This window comes from Leptospira barantonii (assembly GCF_002811925.1).
Taxonomy (GTDB): Bacteria; Spirochaetota; Leptospiria; order Leptospirales; family Leptospiraceae; genus Leptospira; species Leptospira barantonii.
This window is the reverse complement of the sequence record NZ_NPDS01000003.1, coordinates 226,746-243,904: the sequence shown is the minus strand read 5'-3', so window position 1 is coordinate 243,904 and position 17,159 is coordinate 226,746. Positions and strand designations below refer to the sequence as shown.

The following is a 17,159-nucleotide window of genomic DNA, read 5'->3' as shown; positions in this document are numbered from 1 at the left end:
GGCGCGTTTTCGTAAGATTACTTTTCGAAATTTCCGGAAGGATCTCGGATGATTTTTTCCTCCGGCCATTCGCTCGGGAACGTATAACCGGGACCTTTGACGTATTTCTGAATTTCCCAGATTTTCTTTCCTTGAGAATCGAAATAAACTCTGTGTTCCATCAACGATCCGTTCACCGCTCCGCCTTCCGCAAAAATAAAACGTAATACGTTCCGATCGTCGTAATAATACGACGCGATCAGATTCGAATCCTCCGATCCCGCTTCTTCCACGTATTTGCGGATTTGATTTCGATTTTTCTTATAGATCGTTTTTAAGATCGGTGAATCCGGTTCGAACGTTTTCTTTTGCGCGCTCAATCTTTTTTCCCGGATCTCCTTTTCGATCGTATCATATAGTTTACGGATTTCTAATATGGAAGGATGTTGCATCCAGTTTTTACGATGGATCTCTTCCGCGAGAATTGCGAACGGCGTCGTCCATAAAACCAAAAGTAAAACGAAACGAATCATCGTATTTTCACCCCTTCCGTGATTCCCTCTCCCGGAAACAAAATCACTTCATCGTTTTCGGAAAGGCCTTCGCCGATCAACGCGTTATCTCCGCTTCTCGCCTCTAAAGTAACTTTCGTTTTTTGCGCCTTATTCTTCGTTACCCGAAACACGAACCAATCCTCTCCTTCGCGAAACAAGGCGGCGGTCGGCGCGATGATTCGATTCTCCTTTTTTTCGCTTACGATTTTACAGCGAACTTGAAACCCTTCTCCCATTTCCGAAGGCGGATTAAAATCCACGATGGCTCGTACTCTTTGTTCTTCCACGCCTAAGGAGGAAATTTTCGTAAACGCCGCGGGTTCCACAAGTTTGAGTTTGCCTTCGAGTTTTTCTCCGCCCCATCCTTCGATTTCGACCGAGTTGCCCGGATGAAGATGAACCGCTTCTTGTGTGAGAACTTCGACCGCGATTTCCATCTGATCGGTGTTTCCCACTTCGAGAAGAGGGCCTCCCATTTCGATCGGACCTTCGCTTTCTCTGAGAACTTTTAGCACCTTACCGTTGATAGGCGACGTCACCGATCGATCGTAATCCCATTTGACGACCGCGAGTAATTCTCCCTTTTTTACGGATTCTCCCGCGTGTTTGTGAATTCTTTTTAATACTCCGCTTACGGGAGAATAGATCGTGAACTTCTCTTGAACCCTCGTGATTCCTTCCTCTTCGACGATTTGTTGATACGTTCCTCGAATCACCTTTGCGGTTTCCGAAACGACCGGTTTGGGTCTGAGTAAGAACCATATGAAGAAGATCACGATCAGAACGATCGCGCCGATTCTGAACCTTCGATCCGAGAAGATTTTTTTGAACGTTTCTTTTGAATCCATGATTATTCCCTGATCTTCAATACGCTGAGAAGATCCATCGTTTTTATCTTAGAATAGAGTATGACGTAGCTTACAACCGCCGTTCCCAAGGTCGTAAAAATCGCGATGACATAGGTTCGATAGGAGATGATCAAAGGAATTTTGAAACCTTCCGTTTCGACCGTGTTCATCAGAAGATAGGCGCAAGAGTAACCCAATACACATCCGATCGGTAAGGACGCGAGAATTTCGAAACCCAATTCTCCGGCGAGGATGCGAAACACTTCTTCTTTAGTAAATCCTAATATTCTTAAACTGCCGAGTTCGAAAATTCTTTCCGAAAGCGAGATCATAGCCGTATTGTAGACGACTCCGATCGAAATTACCGCCGCAAATATGAATAAAACCACCGTGGTTGCGAGCGTGCTTCTCGACATCGTATCCGAAAAAACTTTCAGACTTCCTTCTCTTGTGGAGATGCCCGAGATTTTCGGAACTTCCTTCAGTCTTGAAAGAAGTTTGGATTCTTCCTTTGCGTCCGTTCGAAGCGCGACGAGGTTTATACTTTCGCCTTCTCCGAGAAGTCGGTTTACTGCGACAAGATCCATATACGCGCCTTGGCCCAATAATTCTTCCACAAGTCCGTCGACTCGAACGGAAATCTTTCTTCGATTTCCTTCGAGGACTTCCATTTGTATCTGCGAGCCCGTTTTGATTCCGAGTTTTTCGGCGACGTTCGCGTTTAAAAAAATTCCGGAACTCGGAGGAGTGAGAATGTTTCTTTTTTTTCCAACGAGTCTTCTGAGTTTTGCGTCGCTCGGAATTCCTTGTAAGGAAATTTCTTTGGAGAGATGACCGACTCGGATTCGAATCGGAATCATTCTATAACCTTCGGCGGAAAGAACTCCCGGATCGTTTTTGAATTCGTCCACCGCCGTTTTGGAAACCGGTCCTAAAAAGGAAACGGTTACCGATTCTCTTTGCAAAAGATTGAATTGAATTTCGATCATCGCGTTGACCGCGTCCGTGGAAAACATTCCCAATACCATGATCATTACGGATGTGGAAATTCCAAGGATCGAAATCAAGGTTCTTGCGGGACGTCTCGTCAAGTTTCTAAGAATCATCCTGGATTGAGTGGAAAGAAATTTCGTATAGGTTTCGATCGGATTCTTTTTAAAGCTCGCTGGAACGGGAGGTCGCATCGCTTGCGCAGGGTCTAATTTAAGAATTTTGAATATAGAATACGAGGTTCCCAGAGCTCCGGAAAAAATTCCGATGGCGATTCCGATCAAGGCCAAAGAAGGATCGAATCGAAAATTCAAATGTGGAAATCGGTAGTACTCCGAATAAAGATCCGTCATCGCGCCTCCGAGCCAAAAACCGATCATCACGCCGAGAATGGACCCGAGCCCGCTGATTACGGATATGATCTTGAGGTAATGACCCGCGATTTCCATATCAGAATATCCTAATGCTTTGAGCGTCGCGATCTGTTCGCGTTCCTGCGCGATGATCCGAGTGGAAACGATGTGTAAAAGAAAGGCCGCGACTCCCAAAAAAATCATGGGAAGAGTATAAGCCATCGTCTTCAGTTGTTTGAACTCGTCCCTCAAAAAAGAATGGGAAGGAAGTTTATCCCGATCATAGGCTCCGAATCCTCCATAGGGTTCGAGAATCTGATCCATTCTTTTTAAGACGGAAGTTCTTTTGGCTTCGGGTGCGAACGTAAACACGACATCGTTGAACGCTCCGATCATCCCGAAGGCGTTTTCCATTCCTTTACGATCCATCCAAAGAATTCCGAAATGTTTGTCGTCCGGAAGCGGGTTCGTTCCTCGAAAGATATAAACGTATTCGGGCGATAACGCGATTCCGACCACAGTGAGGATTCTTTTTTCACCCTCCAGAATTCCTACGATCTTGTTTCCGGGAACGAGTTTGTTGGAGATCGCAAAGGCTTCGCTTAACAAAACCTCCGATTCTCCTTTGGGAAGTCTGCCCGATCTAAGATAGGGAACGTTGATTCCGTCGGTCAGGGAAACGAACCTTCCCGAGGTGGGTAAGGTTTCATTCGGAATATCTAATACCGCTTCGTGAACGATTCTCGTGCGCGCCGCGCCGAGTCCGGGTATGTCGGAAAGATCTTTCAAGACCGATTCGGGAGCGCGCTTTAAGGAGACAAATCCCTGCGCGAAATAAGAGGATGCGTAGAATTTTTCCCGCGCGGAAAACAAAGAATCATACGCGCTTCTCGAAGCGATAAAAATTCCGACTCCGGCCGCGACGACCAAAGCGATCGTGATCCCTTGTGTCTTCAAGGTTTTCATTTCCCGAAACACTTTTCGATCGAGAATTTTCACCAGTTCAATTCTCCCGATCTTTTTTTACGGGAATTCTTTTTGTTCGAGATCACGGAACCGTCCCGCATCTCGACGACACGATCGGCCATCTGCGCGATGATCGCGTTATGCGTGATTACAACGGTAGTCGTTCCGAGCTCCGAGTTCACTTTTGAAATCGCGTCGAGTACGATTCTCCCCGTTTTAAAATCCAAGGCGCCCGTGGGTTCGTCGCAAAGAAGAACGTTCGGTTTTTTGGCGATGGCTCTTGCGATCGCGACCCTTTGTTGTTCTCCTCCGGATAACTGAGCGGGAAAATGATCCTTTCTTTCCAAAAGATCCACGAGCCCCAACGCTTCTTCGGCGTTCATCGGATCGGAACTCAACTCGGTTACGAGAGAAACGTTTTCCAAAGCGGTTAGACTCGGAATTAGATTATAAAATTGGAATACGAATCCGATATGATTTCTCCGGTAAAGAGTGAGGTTCGTATCGTCCGAAGAGAATAGGTCTTGATCTTGGAATTTTACGGTTCCCGACGTGGGTGTATCCAATCCGCCGAGAATATTCAAAAGAGTGGATTTGCCCGAACCGGAAGGCCCTAAAAGAACTACGAATTCTCCCGAATTCAATTCAAGATCCACCGAGTGAAGCGCGGGAACTTCGACTTCGCCCATCTTGTATATCTTTCCGATGTTGCGGGCTTGAAATACGATCTCGGATTTTTTCCGTTTTTGGGTCATCGTCGGGGCCAAGATGATCCTTTTTAGGAAAGAGAAAAGAAAAATAATTTCTTTCAAAATTGATTTCGATCATAAGAATTTTGTTTTGTAATCCTGGATTCGGTCAGAATATTCTTTCCTTATGCCGCCGATCGGTCCTCCGCACCCTCATCCGGGTTTGCCCATTCCCGAGATTTCGTTTACGATCACTTTTTTTTCCATCTGTATTCTTTGGTTTAAAAGAAACCGATTTTCATTCGATCGATGGTTCGTCTTTTTTCTTTTGGCCCTGAGTTGTCTGCACTTGGCGCATCTGCTTCGAAGAGGTTTTGGAAAGGCCTATTTCGATTTTTTTCATATTCCTCAGCTTTTGTTCGGGCCTTTGTTCTTTTTGTATCTGAAGGACATTCTCGGGATCGGAATTAAAAAGAAGGTCTGGATTCATTTTGTTCCCTATCTGATTTTTACCGCGTTGTTTTTGATTTTAAAAATTCTCCCCGATACGGACCCGATCTATTCTTTGTTTTTCGGGCGGGAAGGTTGGGGCCTGAGAATCTCCACATTCGTTTCTTTGATCGGTTATTCTATATTCAGTTATTGGAATGTTTATCGGGTGGAAAGGGAGAATGTGGATCCGGTTCTTGAATCTCTACAATGGACTTGGCTCAAAATTTTGATCGTCCTGGTTCTTGTGATCGTTACGTATCACGGTGTTTCTTATTTTTGGAACGACGGTCCTCCGCCTCTACCGCGCGCGGAGTTGGGAGGTCCGCCGCCCGAAGGTCCACCACCGCCGCGGCACGGGATTCCTTCGATCCGAGGTTGGGACGTTCTTGTGTTTACGATTCTATTCTCCCTTTTTGGAATCCGTCAGAGTATGATTCATTCCGCGTGGTTGCTCGGACAAAACTTCTCTTCCGATCTTGTCAAAAAAAGAAAGTATGAACGTTCCGGTTTGGAAGAAGGAAGGCTTAAGAATTACGTTCAAATCGTTCAGGAACATATGAAGACGGACAAACCCTATCTCGACAGCGAATTCTCCCTCGATCATTTGGCGGATCGTTTGAATTTTCCAAGGGCGCATATCACCCAGGCTCTGAGCGAGATTTTGGAAACAAATTTTTACAACTTTGTGAACGAATATAGAGTGAACGAATTCATTCGGCTTGTGGATTCTTCCCATGAAGAAAAAATCGCCGTTCTGAGTTTGGCCTTTGACGCCGGGTTTAATTCCAAGTCCACGTTCAATCAGTCCTTTAAAAGAATTACGGGAACGACTCCGTCCCTGTATTTAGCCGAAAAAAAACAAAAAAAAGAGTCTTAGCCGATTTGTTCGGTCGACGATTTTCGTCCCTTGCCTTATACTCAGGTGCCATTCAAAAGGGCGTTCGCATGTCCGGACGTTCGAAAAAAAAAGGAGAAAATATGATTCAAAAAGCGATTCTAATATTACTGATCACGACCTCATTCGTAGTCTGCAAAAAGGATTCCAACAGCAATGACGATCTTACGATCGCTTCTCTGGGGCTGATCGCGGCTACCGGATTTTGCAACGGAACTCTTGCGACGACCGGAACCACCGTTTCTAAAAGTAGCGCGACCGTGGATTCCACTTCCGGTTGTGTGACCGGCGTGACGACTTGTATGGATACCGCTCTTCCGTCTTGGATCAAGAATAACTTCAAATGTTCCACGGCTTTCGTTTCCGGTTCGAGCTACGTATTCAAATCTCAGAATGTTCCGAACACGAAAAGTTATTACTACGGCACGACTTCTCCTTTGTACGAGGCTCTTCCGAGCGGTAATACTCCTGCGGGGACCAACTCGATCAGCGCTCAAAAACTGGTTTATGTAATTCCTTCCACTCCGGCTAAAGGAACGGGAACTGTGAGCACACAAGGCGGACTTGTGGCGATCGGAATCACCGTGAACGGTCTTGCAATCTTCAACAACGCCGCGGCTCCTCCGGACAATCTTTCCGTTGAGGCGATGACATTCGACAACTTCGGAGGTCACCCGCAGAATCAAGGGGTTTATCACCACCACGCCGCAGTTACGAAGGTCAGTAACAACGACGCGAACTTGATCGGAATCATCTTGGACGGTTACGCGGTTTATGGTGAAAAATGTGATAACGGAACCTCGGCGACTGGAGACGATTTTACTCCGACCTTGGATTCTCTCCACGGTCATACCGCGGTAACGACTCACTTTTCAACTCCGACCTATCACTATCACTACGTATTGGATTCGACCGCAACGATCAAGACTCTGATGGGTTCTTATTTTTACGGTGTCATCGGAAGTGTTTCCAACTAAATCTCTTTTCGTCCTTTCGATTTTCTTGACGGTCGTTTTCACGAGCGGCTGTCAAGAAGGGGAAACGATCGATCAAACGGACCCGAACCTGATTGAATTTCAGGATCGGGTTTTTTATAAACAAAAACCGTTCACCGGTTTTCTGAAGAATGAAATTCCCGCGTTAGGCGAAATTCAAACGACTCAGTTTAAGAATGGATTCGCCGATGGAGAATTCATTTCCAAAAACAGGGAAGGTTTCGTTTTAGAAAAACGGTTCTTCAAAAAAGGTTTGAAGGAAGGGATTCACAGATCCTGGTTTCCGAACGGAAACAACCGGATGTATTCCGAATTTCGTTCCGGTAAATATATAAACGATCGTTGGGAATGGTACGATAACAACAAACCCTATCTTTACGAGAAGTTCGACGAAGACGGAAAGTTGATCGTCGCCAAAAAATGGAATCGACACGGACAGATTTACATGAACACCGTGATTGCGGCCGACGGAAGTTCCGTGGGTTTGCCGGGAAGTAAAATCTGCGAGCCGATTCGAAAGACGGAATCATTTAGATGAAAAGAATTATGAAATTAGTATATTCTATTTTACTGTTATTATTTGTCGTTGCCTGCGGGGAAAAACAGGAAAAATTCTATCCGGAGCTTACGTATTCGTCCGCGCCGAAGGCGGGAATTCTTCCTTATTTTAAAAGCGAAGTGATGGACCCTTTTTGGCCCGAAGAAAACGGAAAACTTCCCGAGGATCTCAAAAAAGTTCCGGAGTTTTCTTTGGTTTCTCACGAAAATCGGGAATTCAACAACCGCGATCTCAGAGACAAATACACGTTAGTCGTCTTCTTTTACGCGAAGTGTAAGGGGATTTGTCCGATGATCACCCGAAACATGATGAATTTTATTCCCAAGATCGAAGATCAATCGGATCTTCAGATCGTTTCCATTTCGGTGAACCCCGAACTCGATACCGTGGATATTCTTAAGAAATTCAGAAATCAGTATAAAATCAGTCAGGGCAACTGGGTTTTTCTTACGGGTCAAAAGAAAACGATCTACAACATGGCGCGGAATCAATTCGGCGCGGACATAAAGGTCATTCAGGGAAAGGACGATCTCAACGATTTCGTTCATACCGAAAACGTTTATCTTTTGGATAAGAAGAATTATCTGCGCGGTGTTTATCGCGCAAAGGGTTCGGGTGATTTGGAAAGATTGAAAGTGGAGTTGAACACTTTGCGGGAATCCGATCGGAAAAATCTTTCGATGATGCAGTAAGTTTTGATTTCGATAAAAAATAGAATTCTTCCCATTCTAATCAAAAAAAATCCTTAAAACCGTTCCGCGCGATTCTTTTCAAGAACCGTTTCCAACGAGGGAGAATTTTCCCCTCGCAGGAGTCAGAAGAATGAAAAACTTAGCGCATATCATTCTGGATGGAAATTTAACTTCCGATCCGGAAATCAAAACACTCGGTAACGGCAAAAGCGTCGCGACCTTTACTTTGGCGGTCAATCACGACTATAAATCCACGCCCGAAGAGCCGGGCGACGTTTCGTTTGTAGACATTGAAATTTGGGAACGTCAGGCGGTCAACGCGCACGAATACTTAAAAAAAGGAAAGAAGGCCACCGTCATCGGAGAACTTCGTCAGGATCGGTGGAAGGCTCAAGACGGAAGCAATCGAAGCAGAATGAAAGTGGTCGGTCATACCGTGAGGTTCGACGGTCTTCCGAGCAGAAAAGAAAGAGAGGCCGCGTAACAAAGCGAGTTAACGTAGAAAAGCGAAGTTGCGCAAAAAATCGTAAAAGGACTCGAAGGAGAATCGAATGTTTCTCCTTCGAGTCCGGCTGATTCTAAACTTTGTTTTAAAACTTAGGATTTTTCCATCGGCTCCAAAAAAAGGACGAAGGAAACGCGATCAAATACATGATAAAACCATAAAGTAGAATCGAGATCAAAACCTTCGGATCGCCGGATTGTTCCTGTGCGAGCAGAAGCGCCAAAGAAAGATTACGGATTCCGCTCACGATTCCGATGCTTCTTCTGTCCTCGGGTTTTTCACGAAAGAGATAAAGTCCGCTCGTAAAGGACGCGCCGATCAAAAGAAACAAAACTGCCCAAACCGGAATTCCGAATTCCAAAATTTCCCGCCAATATTTGAAGCCGAGATAAAAAATGGAGAATGCCAGAGCTACATTACTGATTCTTAATAGATAGGGAAGGATTCTCAGCGCGAGTTTTTCTTTTTTTCTACGAAGCCAAATTCCGATTGCGAGCGGAAATCCGAAAAAGACGAGTCCGATCGTCAAAAGTTTCGGAAGGGAGGAGAAGGTTTGTCCGATTTCCGAAAACGAACTTCCGGAATAAAAAGTTAGTAAAAGCGGCGCTGTAAAAAGGCTTATAAAATTCAAAAGGCCGAGTAGAACCGCTCCGGTCGCGGGAGCTCCTTTCGCTTTGAGAATAAAAAGTCCCGCCGAGGCTCCTCCTCCGGAAGAGGCGCTGAGAAAAATTCCCAAGCTGACCGCGTAGGAAAGCGAGAAGGTTTTACAAAGTAAAAACGCAAGAATTGGTAGGGCGATTAGGTTGAGTAAACAAACCCCGAAGCCGGTGAGCGCGGTTTTTCGAATCGAATTCAATTGTTCCGGAATCAATTCCAATCCGAGGGAACTCATCGAGGAAAGCGCAAGTAGGATGAGAGCGGCTTCTAACATGTTTTTGTAAGATTCTTATGTTCCTTAAAATTGCAATCAAAGATGATCTTCGGAGCGATTTAGCAGTCCAAGAAAGTGAAGGAGTTCCTACATTTTTCGAAGAGGTTGGGGAGCTTTGTGGTAATTGTTAAAAACGAAGGAGTTCCTACAACGGTTGTGACGACAAATTCTCCATTTCCAATGGACTGGAGTCGAATTTCCAAAACCTTGGTTATAGGAGTTCCTACATTTCCAAAAACGTTATGAGTTCTCGCAAAATTACGATCTTACAAATTCAAGAACCGAGCCGCTCGATTTCGTCTTTAACACGAATCCTCGAAGAAGAATTACCCAGCTACAGAAATCAACTTCCACAAGGTTCCAAAGAAGAAGTGGACTGCGACGAGGACACGGTATTATTTCTTCATCCGGGATTCAAACCGTTGAACTTCGAGAAAACGCGGGAACTCCTCGAACTCCCCGAAAACGAAATGATACCAGTGATCGCGGTCGATTCCAAAGGCCAAATTCTCATGCAGGCGTTCGGAAACAAAGAAAGTCAAAGACTGACTTTGGAAACCGGGTTCGCCCATTACTTCAGCCGATCCAGAAATCAACTCTGGAAAAAAGGGGACACCTCGGGTCACACTCAAAAAATTCTCGAGATTCTCGCTCCAGCCGATCGTAGTTTTCTGGTCTATCGAGTGGAACAGGAAGTGGCCGCCTGCCACGAAGGCTACTACAGTTGTTTTTTTAGGGAAAGAACTCCCGGGGGAGAATGGAAACTACTTCCGGTGCCCCGAAATTTTCTTCCAGAAAAGAATTAAAATTACATTCTGACCCTGGATCGATTTGGAAATCCGCCGAAGGATTGATAGACGAAGGAGTTCCTACACTATTTAGGAAAGAAACGAAATTATGAATCTTAAGAAACTTTTAATTTTTACAGGACTCGCACTTGGAGTCTTACTTTTGATCGGGATCACCACCTTCTTCGTCGTAGACGAACTCAAAGGCGGCGCGGTAGGATCCGGTCAGACTAAAATCGATCTTCTCATCGAATCCGGCGACACACCCGGAAAGATCGTGGAAACTCTTTCCACACACGGAATGATCAAGTCCACGAAATACTTTCTTTACTTGGTTCGTTTTACTCGAAGCGCTGGAAAGATCAAACAAGGTCTTTACGAGATCAACGATGGAATGGATTCGAGAAAAATTCTTCAGGTGATCACCGAAGGAAAAGTCAAACTCGTAAACTTCACGATTCCCGAAGGTTATAACAACCGTCAGATCGGAGATCTTCTCGCATCCAAAAAGATCATATCCAAACGTCAGGATTTTCTTTTGGCCGCGAGCGAACCCGAGCTCTTAAGAGAATTTAAAATCCCCGCGTCTTCCGCGGAAGGATATTTATTTCCGGAAACATACAGCGTTCCGATCAATTTTCCGGTGGATAAAATCGTAAGAATGATGATCAAAAGATTCTACGTTCGATCCTCCAAGATCGATAAGGTTAAGAATCTTTCACCTGCTGAACTTCATAAATTCGTAATTCTCGCTTCGGTCGTCGAAAGAGAAGCGAAACGAAACGAGGAACGACCGTTGATGGCGGGCGTTTTCAACAATCGTCTCAAACGAGATATGCCGCTCGAATCTTGTGCCACGATTCAATATCTTTTTGACAAACCGCATAGCCGGATTTTCGAGAAGGACTTAAAGATCGTTTCTCCTTACAACACGTATATGAACAAGGGATTTCCTCCTGGACCGATTTCCAATCCGGGATTCCCCGCGCTCGAAGCGGCCTTTTATCCGAAAGAATCCGAATATCTATTCTTCCTTTTGAAAGGGGACGGCTATCACTACTTCGCAAAAACCCTCAAAGAACATTTGGAAGCGAAGAAGAAATACATAGACGTTCTTTACGACTGAAATCGGAAATCTTATACGAGCGTAAGATCCTGAAAATTCTTCTGTACAGAAAACGGATTTTATGACCGAATTTCAAATGGAGAGTAAACACCATGAATTCGGATCTTGAAATCAAAAACGTCACTCAAGAATTGATGGAAGTCCAAAGGGCCCTGAACGTGTTTCGAGAGAAACAGAAAAACAGGGAATCCTTGGACGACGCGGCGATCGAGTTCGTGACCAAGGCGGACTTGGTCATTCAAAGAGCCGAAAGAAACGAAATCTTTCTGACCGAAGATCAGAAGAGAAGAATCAAAAACAATCTTCTCCGAATCCGCGCTTCCTTAGTACGCAATCAGGCCTCCTAAATCCTTTTTGACACCGTAGGCCCGTAAAAATAGCGTATCTCCAGTGGAAAAGATTGAAGTTGGAGTGATCGCGGCCGCGGGAAAAGGGACGAGAGCCTATCCCAGAACGACCTTCATTCCCAAACCCTTATTCGAATTTCAGGGAAAGACGATCCTAGAACGCAACGTCGAGCTGATGCAAAGTACGTTCAAGGTCAAAAAGATCTACGTCTTGGTCGGTCATCTCAAAGAGATGGTAATTTCCGAAATCGAGAAGATCCAAAACAAATATAAGAATATAGAAATCATTCCGTCGCCGTGGACCACAAGAGGACTCGCGAGCGATATCGCCAGTCTCGAGTCTCAAATCCATTCCCCGTTTATCACCATTCTCGGGGACGAGTTTTACTTTCATCCCGATCATAAAAAGTTCGTAGATACGATCCGCAAATATCCGAAGCTCGTCGCTTCCATCGGAGTTCAAAAAACCTCTCTTCTTTCCAGAATCAGAAAGAATTATTCCGTGGAACTAAAAGGTGATCGAATTCTCGAACTCGTGGAAAAACCTTCCGATCCACCGAACGATCTTTTGGGTTTGGGAAGTTATCTTTTTACTCCGGCCTTTTTCGAATATTTCAAAAAAACTCCACCTTCTCCAAAGAGTGGAGTGATCGAAATCACCGATGTGATCGACCACATGGCGAAGGAAAGCGGAAAGGTCTACGCGACTTCTTTGAACGTGGACTATTTCAACATCAACTCGATGCAGGATTATCACCACGCGGTTTACGAAATCCGCAACGAGGAATTCGCGCGTTTTAAAACGACCTTGATCGTTCCTACGAAGAACAACGAAAGATCGATCGCGGACGTAATCGTGGATTTCAAAGGAAAGGTGGACGAGATCATCGTCGTCGACGCAGGTTCCACGGATAAAACATTAGAAATTTCTAAAAAAGAAAAAGCGAAAGTGATTTCTTATAAGCCCGAAAAGGAATCCGAAGCGGGCGCCGATCTGTTCGGAAATCAGATTCGTCAGGGAATCAACGCGGCTTCCGGGGACATCACGATCGTGGTCACTCCGGACGGTTCTTACAGATCCAAGGACTATCCGAAACTTCTGGAATACTTAAAAGACTCGGACATGGTGATCGGAACAAGAACCACAAGACAGATGATCGAACAAGGTTCCAATCTTTTACCCGGAGTTCGCGTAATCAATTTGATTCTCGGCAAACTCATCGAAGTTTTTTGGTGGGGAATGGAACCTCGTTTTACGGACGCGATGTGTTCTTACTTCGCGATCTGGAAAGATTCTTACAAGAAAATCGAGCCGGATCTGGAAATGAAGGATCAGAGAATCATTCCCGAGTTGATGATGGAAACGGTTCGTTCCTATATGCGTTGTATCGAAATTCCGATTTCCTATTATCGCCCGATCGAATCCGTAAAAAAGAACATGACCCGGGAATTCTTTTCAGTCGTTCAGCTTATGTTCAAGAAAAAATGGTTCGGAAACTGAACCGCAAATCGATTTAGAATTTTGTAATTTTAGAATATAGAAAAGGGATATTTATGGCAAAGAAAGTTTTAGTAACCGGCGGATGCGGATTTTTAGGATCTCACGTTTGCGAATTGTTTCGTAAACAAGGTTGGGACGTAATCAGCTACGATAGTATGACCAAATACGAACTGAAAAGAACCGGTTACGGCACCGAAGCCACAAGAGAATACAACTGGAATTATCTCCAAGGAATCGGAGTCACCATGGTCAAGGGCGACATCCGAAATCTGGAACACCTTTTAGACCGAACTACCGGTTGCGATTTTATCGTTCACACGGCGGCGCAACCCGCGATGACGATCTCTTGGGAAGATCCCGAGTTGGACATGACGACTAACGTTGTGGGAACCTTCAACGTTCTCGAAGTCGCGCGCAAAAGAAACATTCCCGTCGTAAATACGAGCTCCATTCACGTTTATGGAAATTCGATCAACGACAGTCTTAAAGAAGGCGCGACTTCCTATGAAAGAACTCCGGTTGCGATCGGAGAGGATCAGCCTGTGATGATCGGAGAAATATCTCCGCTACACGCGTCCAAGATGAGCGCTGAACACTACGTAAGAACATACGTCGACATGTATAAGATCAAGGCCGCAAGTTTTCGTTTTACCGGAATTTACGGAGAACGTCAGTTCGGCGGAGAAGACCACGGTTGGGTAGCGAACTTTGCGATCCGTTCCGTGTTCGGTTGGCCTCTGAGAATTTTCGGAACCGGTAAACAAGCCCGCGACATTCTTTACGCCGCGGACGGAGCCGAAAGTTATCTTCGTTGGTTCGAAAATCCTACTCCGGGAGTTTTTAACATCGGCGGAGGACCGGATCATAAAATTTCTTTATTAGAATGTATTCATATGATCGGGGACATTCTCGGTAAAAAACAGGAGATTCAATTCGACGTGGAAAGACCGGGGGATATGCGTTACTTCATCTGCGACATCACAAACGCGAAGAAGTTCGGATTCAATCCTAAGTTTAAACCGAAAGAAGGCGTTGAAAAATTGATTCGTTGGATCGAAGCCGATAAGTCCGTATTCGAAGTTAAAAAATGAAGAATCTGGTCGTAATTCCGGCTTACAACGAAGAAGAAACCATTCAAGAAGTCGTGGAGAGGGCGCTCGTTCATTCGGACGTCCTCGTCGTAGACGACGCGTCCAAGGACAAAACTCCGACCATTCTAAAGGCTCTGATCAAAAAACATCCTAAGAAACTGTTTACGATCCGTCACGAGAAGAACACTCATATCCCCGGCGGTATTCAGGACGGGATGAAATTCGCCGTCGAAAAAAAATACGATTCCGTAGTTACGATGGACGCCGGACTTTCTCACGATCCTTCCAAACTTCCCGAGTTTATCAAAACCGAAGCGGATCTTGTGATCGGAAGTCGTGTAACCTCGGACGGGGTTCCACTTTACAGAAAGCTAATATCTTTTACTGCGGCAAAGGTGATGAACTACTGCATTTCTCCGGGATTTTTCGATCTATTCGGTTATCGTCTGAAGGATTGTACTTCGGGTTACAGAAAGTATTCCAAAAGGGCGTTTACCTGGATCGCAGAATCCAAACTCGAATCCATCGCTTTCGACTTTCACATGGAAGCGCTTTCGATCGTAGCAAAAAACAAGGGAACAATCCGTGAGATCGGAATTCATTACGTGTTTTCCAATTCTTCCTTCAATCGAAGAGTGTTGAAACAGGCGATCGGGTTCGCGCTCAAACTTCTCCGCAGAAAACTCGGTTTAGCAGGTTAGAATATGCAGAAATTTGAATCTTTGCTTAAAAAGATCGATTCTCCCTTAAAGGGTTTGATTCTTCTTTTGGGTCTTTACGGTTTCGTAACGTTGTCTCTTTGGTCCCGTTACGAATGGAATCCTTCTTCGATGGTAAACTTCGGGGAAGAATTCATCAAAAAGAACCAAGAAGAATCTCCGAGCGGGGTGATCGCTTTTAAGGGCAAGGAAGGAGATCTTGGAGCCGGTTACGACGGTCAGATTTTTTATTACTATTCCAGATCGATTTCAAATTTTAGTTTTCAATGGCCCGATGGTTTTGACGCGACTTATCGCGCTCCTCGGATCGGTTATCCTTTGCTCATCTCCGTCTGGGGAATTTTCGGTAAATGGGGAAACATCGCGGGGATGTATATTCTCAGTTTGTCCCTGTTATATCTTTCTTATTTGGCTCTTCGAGTTTTGTTAAGGGACAAATCGCATTGGGCGATATTGTATCTGATTTCTCCGTTTACGTTGGCGAGTTATTCCGTTCTTGTTAGCGATACGATTATGGTTTCTTTGATCGTTCTCGCAATTTATTTTTACGAGAAGGAAAGTTATATTCCGTTTTATCTTCTTTCCGGTCTGGCCTTGGTCACGAAAGAACCCGCGTTATTCTATCTTTTCTCCTTAGGGCTGGCCGCGCTTTCGAGAAAGGACGTAAAGAAGATGTTGATCGTAGGTTCCACCTTGCTCGTTCCGGTTCTTTGGCAGATCTATCTCAAATACACTTTGCCGAACTGGACTCCGACGAGACTTGCGGTTTTTATGATTCCTTTCGAAGGAATTTTTAAATATCTTTTGGAACTTGCCGGAAGTTTTACGAGCGGGGGAGGAATCAAACAAATCGTGCGTTCCTTTTCCAAGTTTCCGCTCGTACTTCAGTTTATTACGATGTTCTTAATTCCTTTTACCGGCTCTTGGAAAAAAGGAACGTTTTACAAGGTCGGTTTTTCTTTGGTGATTCTGATGATCGCGATCGCAAATCACTATCACTTCTGGTCCGAGTATATCAACACGATTCGTCTTTTTACCTTTGCGGTTCCTTTGTATCTTTTTATCAAGGCCGAGGACGAGAATATCATCGATCGTCCTTTTTTGATTCTTTTTTTGATCAACCTGGCTTTGATTCTGGCGAGACTTACGGTTCTTTACAAAGTTCAAGACTACGTAATACGATAATTCTCAAAATTTAAGAATTCTTTTTTGACAAACTATTCTGAATCGTAAAATAGAGGCCCGATAGGAAGGGCCTCTATGACGTTCAACGTAAGAATTCTATTCTTCTTAATAATACTTTTCTGTTTTTCTACATTCTCCGTCGGATCCGAACCGGAAGGCGCTAAAGAATCTTCCAAGAAGAAGGATCAATGTGCCGAACTCTACAATCAAAAGAAATTCGAACAAGCCCTGGACCTTTGCAATCAATCGGTCAAGTTGAATCCTAAGGACGATAACGCGATCGATTTCCGGGGTTGGGTCAAAGTGAATTTATATAAATACGAGGACGCGATCGTCGATTTCACGGAAGCGATTCGATTGAATGCGAACAACAGCCAAGCAATTTTCCATAGAGGATACACGTATTACTATATGGGAGAATACAAGAAGGCTCTCACGGACATCAACGAATCCATTCGCCTCAATCCCGAATTCAATCGATCTTATTTGATGCGAGGAAAAATCGGTAACGAACTTCAAACCTATCCGGAAGCGATCGAAGACTTGAATCGTTGTATCGAAGTCGATCCGAATTGGGTGGAGGCCTTGGTGGAACGCGGAGCGGTTTCGATCCGAATGAGTAAATTAGGAGACGCTTATCAAGACTTCGATAAGGTCATTCAACTCGATCCTAAAAACCCTCGTGCGTATTACAACAGAGGAATCATTTTGGTTTCGGTGAATTCTACCGAAAATCCGGATTTTAAAAAGAACGGTTGTAAGGATTTGTATCAGGCCTATACCTTGGGGCACGATAAGGCCGCCAAAGCGTTGGATCATTTCTGTTCCGAATTCTTAAAGAAGTAATCCGTCATTTCGACATAATCCATCGAATTCTTTTATTCTTTCGGATTCTACATCCGTTGAAACCTCCTTTCGTTCCTTGAGAATGCACCTCAAAAAGCAAATGACAGG

At 44.7% G+C, this 17,159-nt stretch carries 18 protein-coding genes; 13 read left to right on the top strand and 5 right to left on the bottom strand.

The window, feature by feature from the left end:
- Positions 1-17: 17 nt before the first annotated feature.
- Genes CH367_RS09715 through CH367_RS09700 form a run of 4 tightly spaced genes read right to left on the bottom strand, consistent with a single transcriptional unit; the run spans position 18 to position 4,445 of the window.
- Positions 18-512: a hypothetical protein gene (locus CH367_RS09715; protein ID WP_100762292.1), complete on the bottom strand. Its 495-nt coding sequence runs from the start codon at positions 510-512 to the stop codon at positions 18-20.
- Positions 509-1,381, bottom strand: coding sequence for an efflux RND transporter periplasmic adaptor subunit (locus CH367_RS09710; protein ID WP_100762291.1), 873 nt, complete (start codon positions 1,379-1,381; stop codon positions 509-511). Before CH367_RS09710 ends, CH367_RS09715 begins: the two co-directional genes overlap by 4 nt.
- Before the next feature lie 2 nt (positions 1,382-1,383).
- Positions 1,384-3,690 carry an ABC transporter permease gene (locus CH367_RS09705; RefSeq protein WP_244284535.1) on the bottom strand — a complete coding sequence of 769 codons (2,307 nt, stop codon included), beginning with the start codon at positions 3,688-3,690 and terminating at the stop codon, positions 1,384-1,386.
- Between the two features lie 29 nt (positions 3,691-3,719).
- Positions 3,720-4,445 carry an ABC transporter ATP-binding protein gene (locus tag CH367_RS09700; RefSeq protein WP_100762391.1) on the bottom strand — a complete coding sequence of 242 codons (726 nt, stop codon included), beginning with the start codon at positions 4,443-4,445 and terminating at the stop codon, positions 3,720-3,722.
- A 121-nt stretch (positions 4,446-4,566) separates the two neighbouring features.
- Between CH367_RS09700 and CH367_RS09695 the strand changes: the two genes are divergently transcribed.
- The 5 genes from CH367_RS09695 to CH367_RS09675 all read left to right on the top strand — a co-directional run bounded on the left by CH367_RS09695 (position 4,567) and on the right by CH367_RS09675 (position 8,496).
- A complete protein-coding gene (locus tag CH367_RS09695; protein ID WP_100762289.1) occupies positions 4,567-5,748 on the top strand; it encodes a helix-turn-helix domain-containing protein in 1,182 nt (393 codons plus the stop codon).
- Positions 5,749-5,849: 101 nt separating this feature from the next.
- Positions 5,850-6,743 carry a YHYH protein gene (locus CH367_RS09690; protein WP_100762390.1) on the top strand — a complete coding sequence of 298 codons (894 nt, stop codon included), beginning with the start codon at positions 5,850-5,852 and terminating at the stop codon, positions 6,741-6,743.
- Positions 6,730-7,299 carry a toxin-antitoxin system YwqK family antitoxin gene (locus CH367_RS09685; RefSeq protein ID WP_100762288.1) on the top strand — a complete coding sequence of 190 codons (570 nt, stop codon included), beginning with the start codon at positions 6,730-6,732 and terminating at the stop codon, positions 7,297-7,299. Before CH367_RS09690 ends, CH367_RS09685 begins: the two co-directional genes overlap by 14 nt.
- An 8-nt stretch (positions 7,300-7,307) precedes the next feature.
- Positions 7,308-8,012 (top strand): SCO family protein, encoded by a 705-nt coding sequence (locus CH367_RS09680; RefSeq protein ID WP_100762389.1) that lies wholly within the window; start codon positions 7,308-7,310, stop codon positions 8,010-8,012.
- A 130-nt stretch (positions 8,013-8,142) separates the two neighbouring features.
- A complete protein-coding gene (locus tag CH367_RS09675; protein WP_100762287.1) occupies positions 8,143-8,496 on the top strand; it encodes a single-stranded DNA-binding protein in 354 nt (117 codons plus the stop codon).
- Positions 8,497-8,602: 106 nt separating this feature from the next.
- Here CH367_RS09675 and CH367_RS09670 read toward each other — a convergent pair whose 3' ends face one another.
- Complete coding sequence (locus tag CH367_RS09670) at positions 8,603-9,448, bottom strand: bile acid:sodium symporter family protein (protein WP_100762286.1); 846 nt, start codon at positions 9,446-9,448, stop codon at positions 8,603-8,605.
- Between the two features lie 242 nt (positions 9,449-9,690).
- Here CH367_RS09670 and CH367_RS09665 point away from each other — a divergent pair, with 242 nt between their 5' ends.
- From CH367_RS09665 to CH367_RS09630, 8 genes are all read left to right on the top strand, one after another.
- On the top strand, positions 9,691-10,254 hold the full coding sequence (locus CH367_RS09665) for a phosphoribosyl-AMP cyclohydrolase (protein WP_100762285.1): 564 nt from the start codon (positions 9,691-9,693) through the stop codon (positions 10,252-10,254).
- Positions 10,255-10,345: 91 nt separating this feature from the next.
- Entirely contained in the window at positions 10,346-11,362 is a 1,017-nt protein-coding gene (gene mltG / locus CH367_RS09660; RefSeq protein ID WP_100762284.1) for an endolytic transglycosylase MltG, read from the top strand.
- A 92-nt stretch (positions 11,363-11,454) separates the two neighbouring features.
- Entirely contained in the window at positions 11,455-11,709 is a 255-nt protein-coding gene (locus CH367_RS09655; RefSeq protein ID WP_100762283.1) for a hypothetical protein, read from the top strand.
- Positions 11,710-11,773: 64 nt separating this feature from the next.
- Positions 11,774-13,210, top strand: coding sequence for a sugar phosphate nucleotidyltransferase (locus CH367_RS09650; RefSeq protein WP_208861991.1), 1,437 nt, complete (start codon positions 11,774-11,776; stop codon positions 13,208-13,210).
- Positions 13,211-13,263: 53 nt separating this feature from the next.
- Entirely contained in the window at positions 13,264-14,301 is a 1,038-nt protein-coding gene (locus tag CH367_RS09645; protein WP_100762281.1) for an NAD-dependent epimerase/dehydratase family protein, read from the top strand.
- A complete protein-coding gene (locus CH367_RS09640) occupies positions 14,298-15,002 on the top strand; it encodes a glycosyltransferase (protein WP_100762280.1) in 705 nt (234 codons plus the stop codon). The genes CH367_RS09645 and CH367_RS09640 overlap by 4 nt, the downstream gene beginning before the upstream one ends.
- A 3-nt stretch (positions 15,003-15,005) precedes the next feature.
- A complete protein-coding gene (locus CH367_RS09635) occupies positions 15,006-16,205 on the top strand; it encodes an AZOBR_p60025 family cell surface glycopolymer formation protein (RefSeq protein ID WP_100762279.1) in 1,200 nt (399 codons plus the stop codon).
- Between the two features lie 75 nt (positions 16,206-16,280).
- Complete coding sequence (locus CH367_RS09630; RefSeq protein ID WP_100762278.1) at positions 16,281-17,051, top strand: tetratricopeptide repeat protein; 771 nt, start codon at positions 16,281-16,283, stop codon at positions 17,049-17,051.
- The last annotated feature ends 108 nt before the right edge of the window (positions 17,052-17,159 follow it).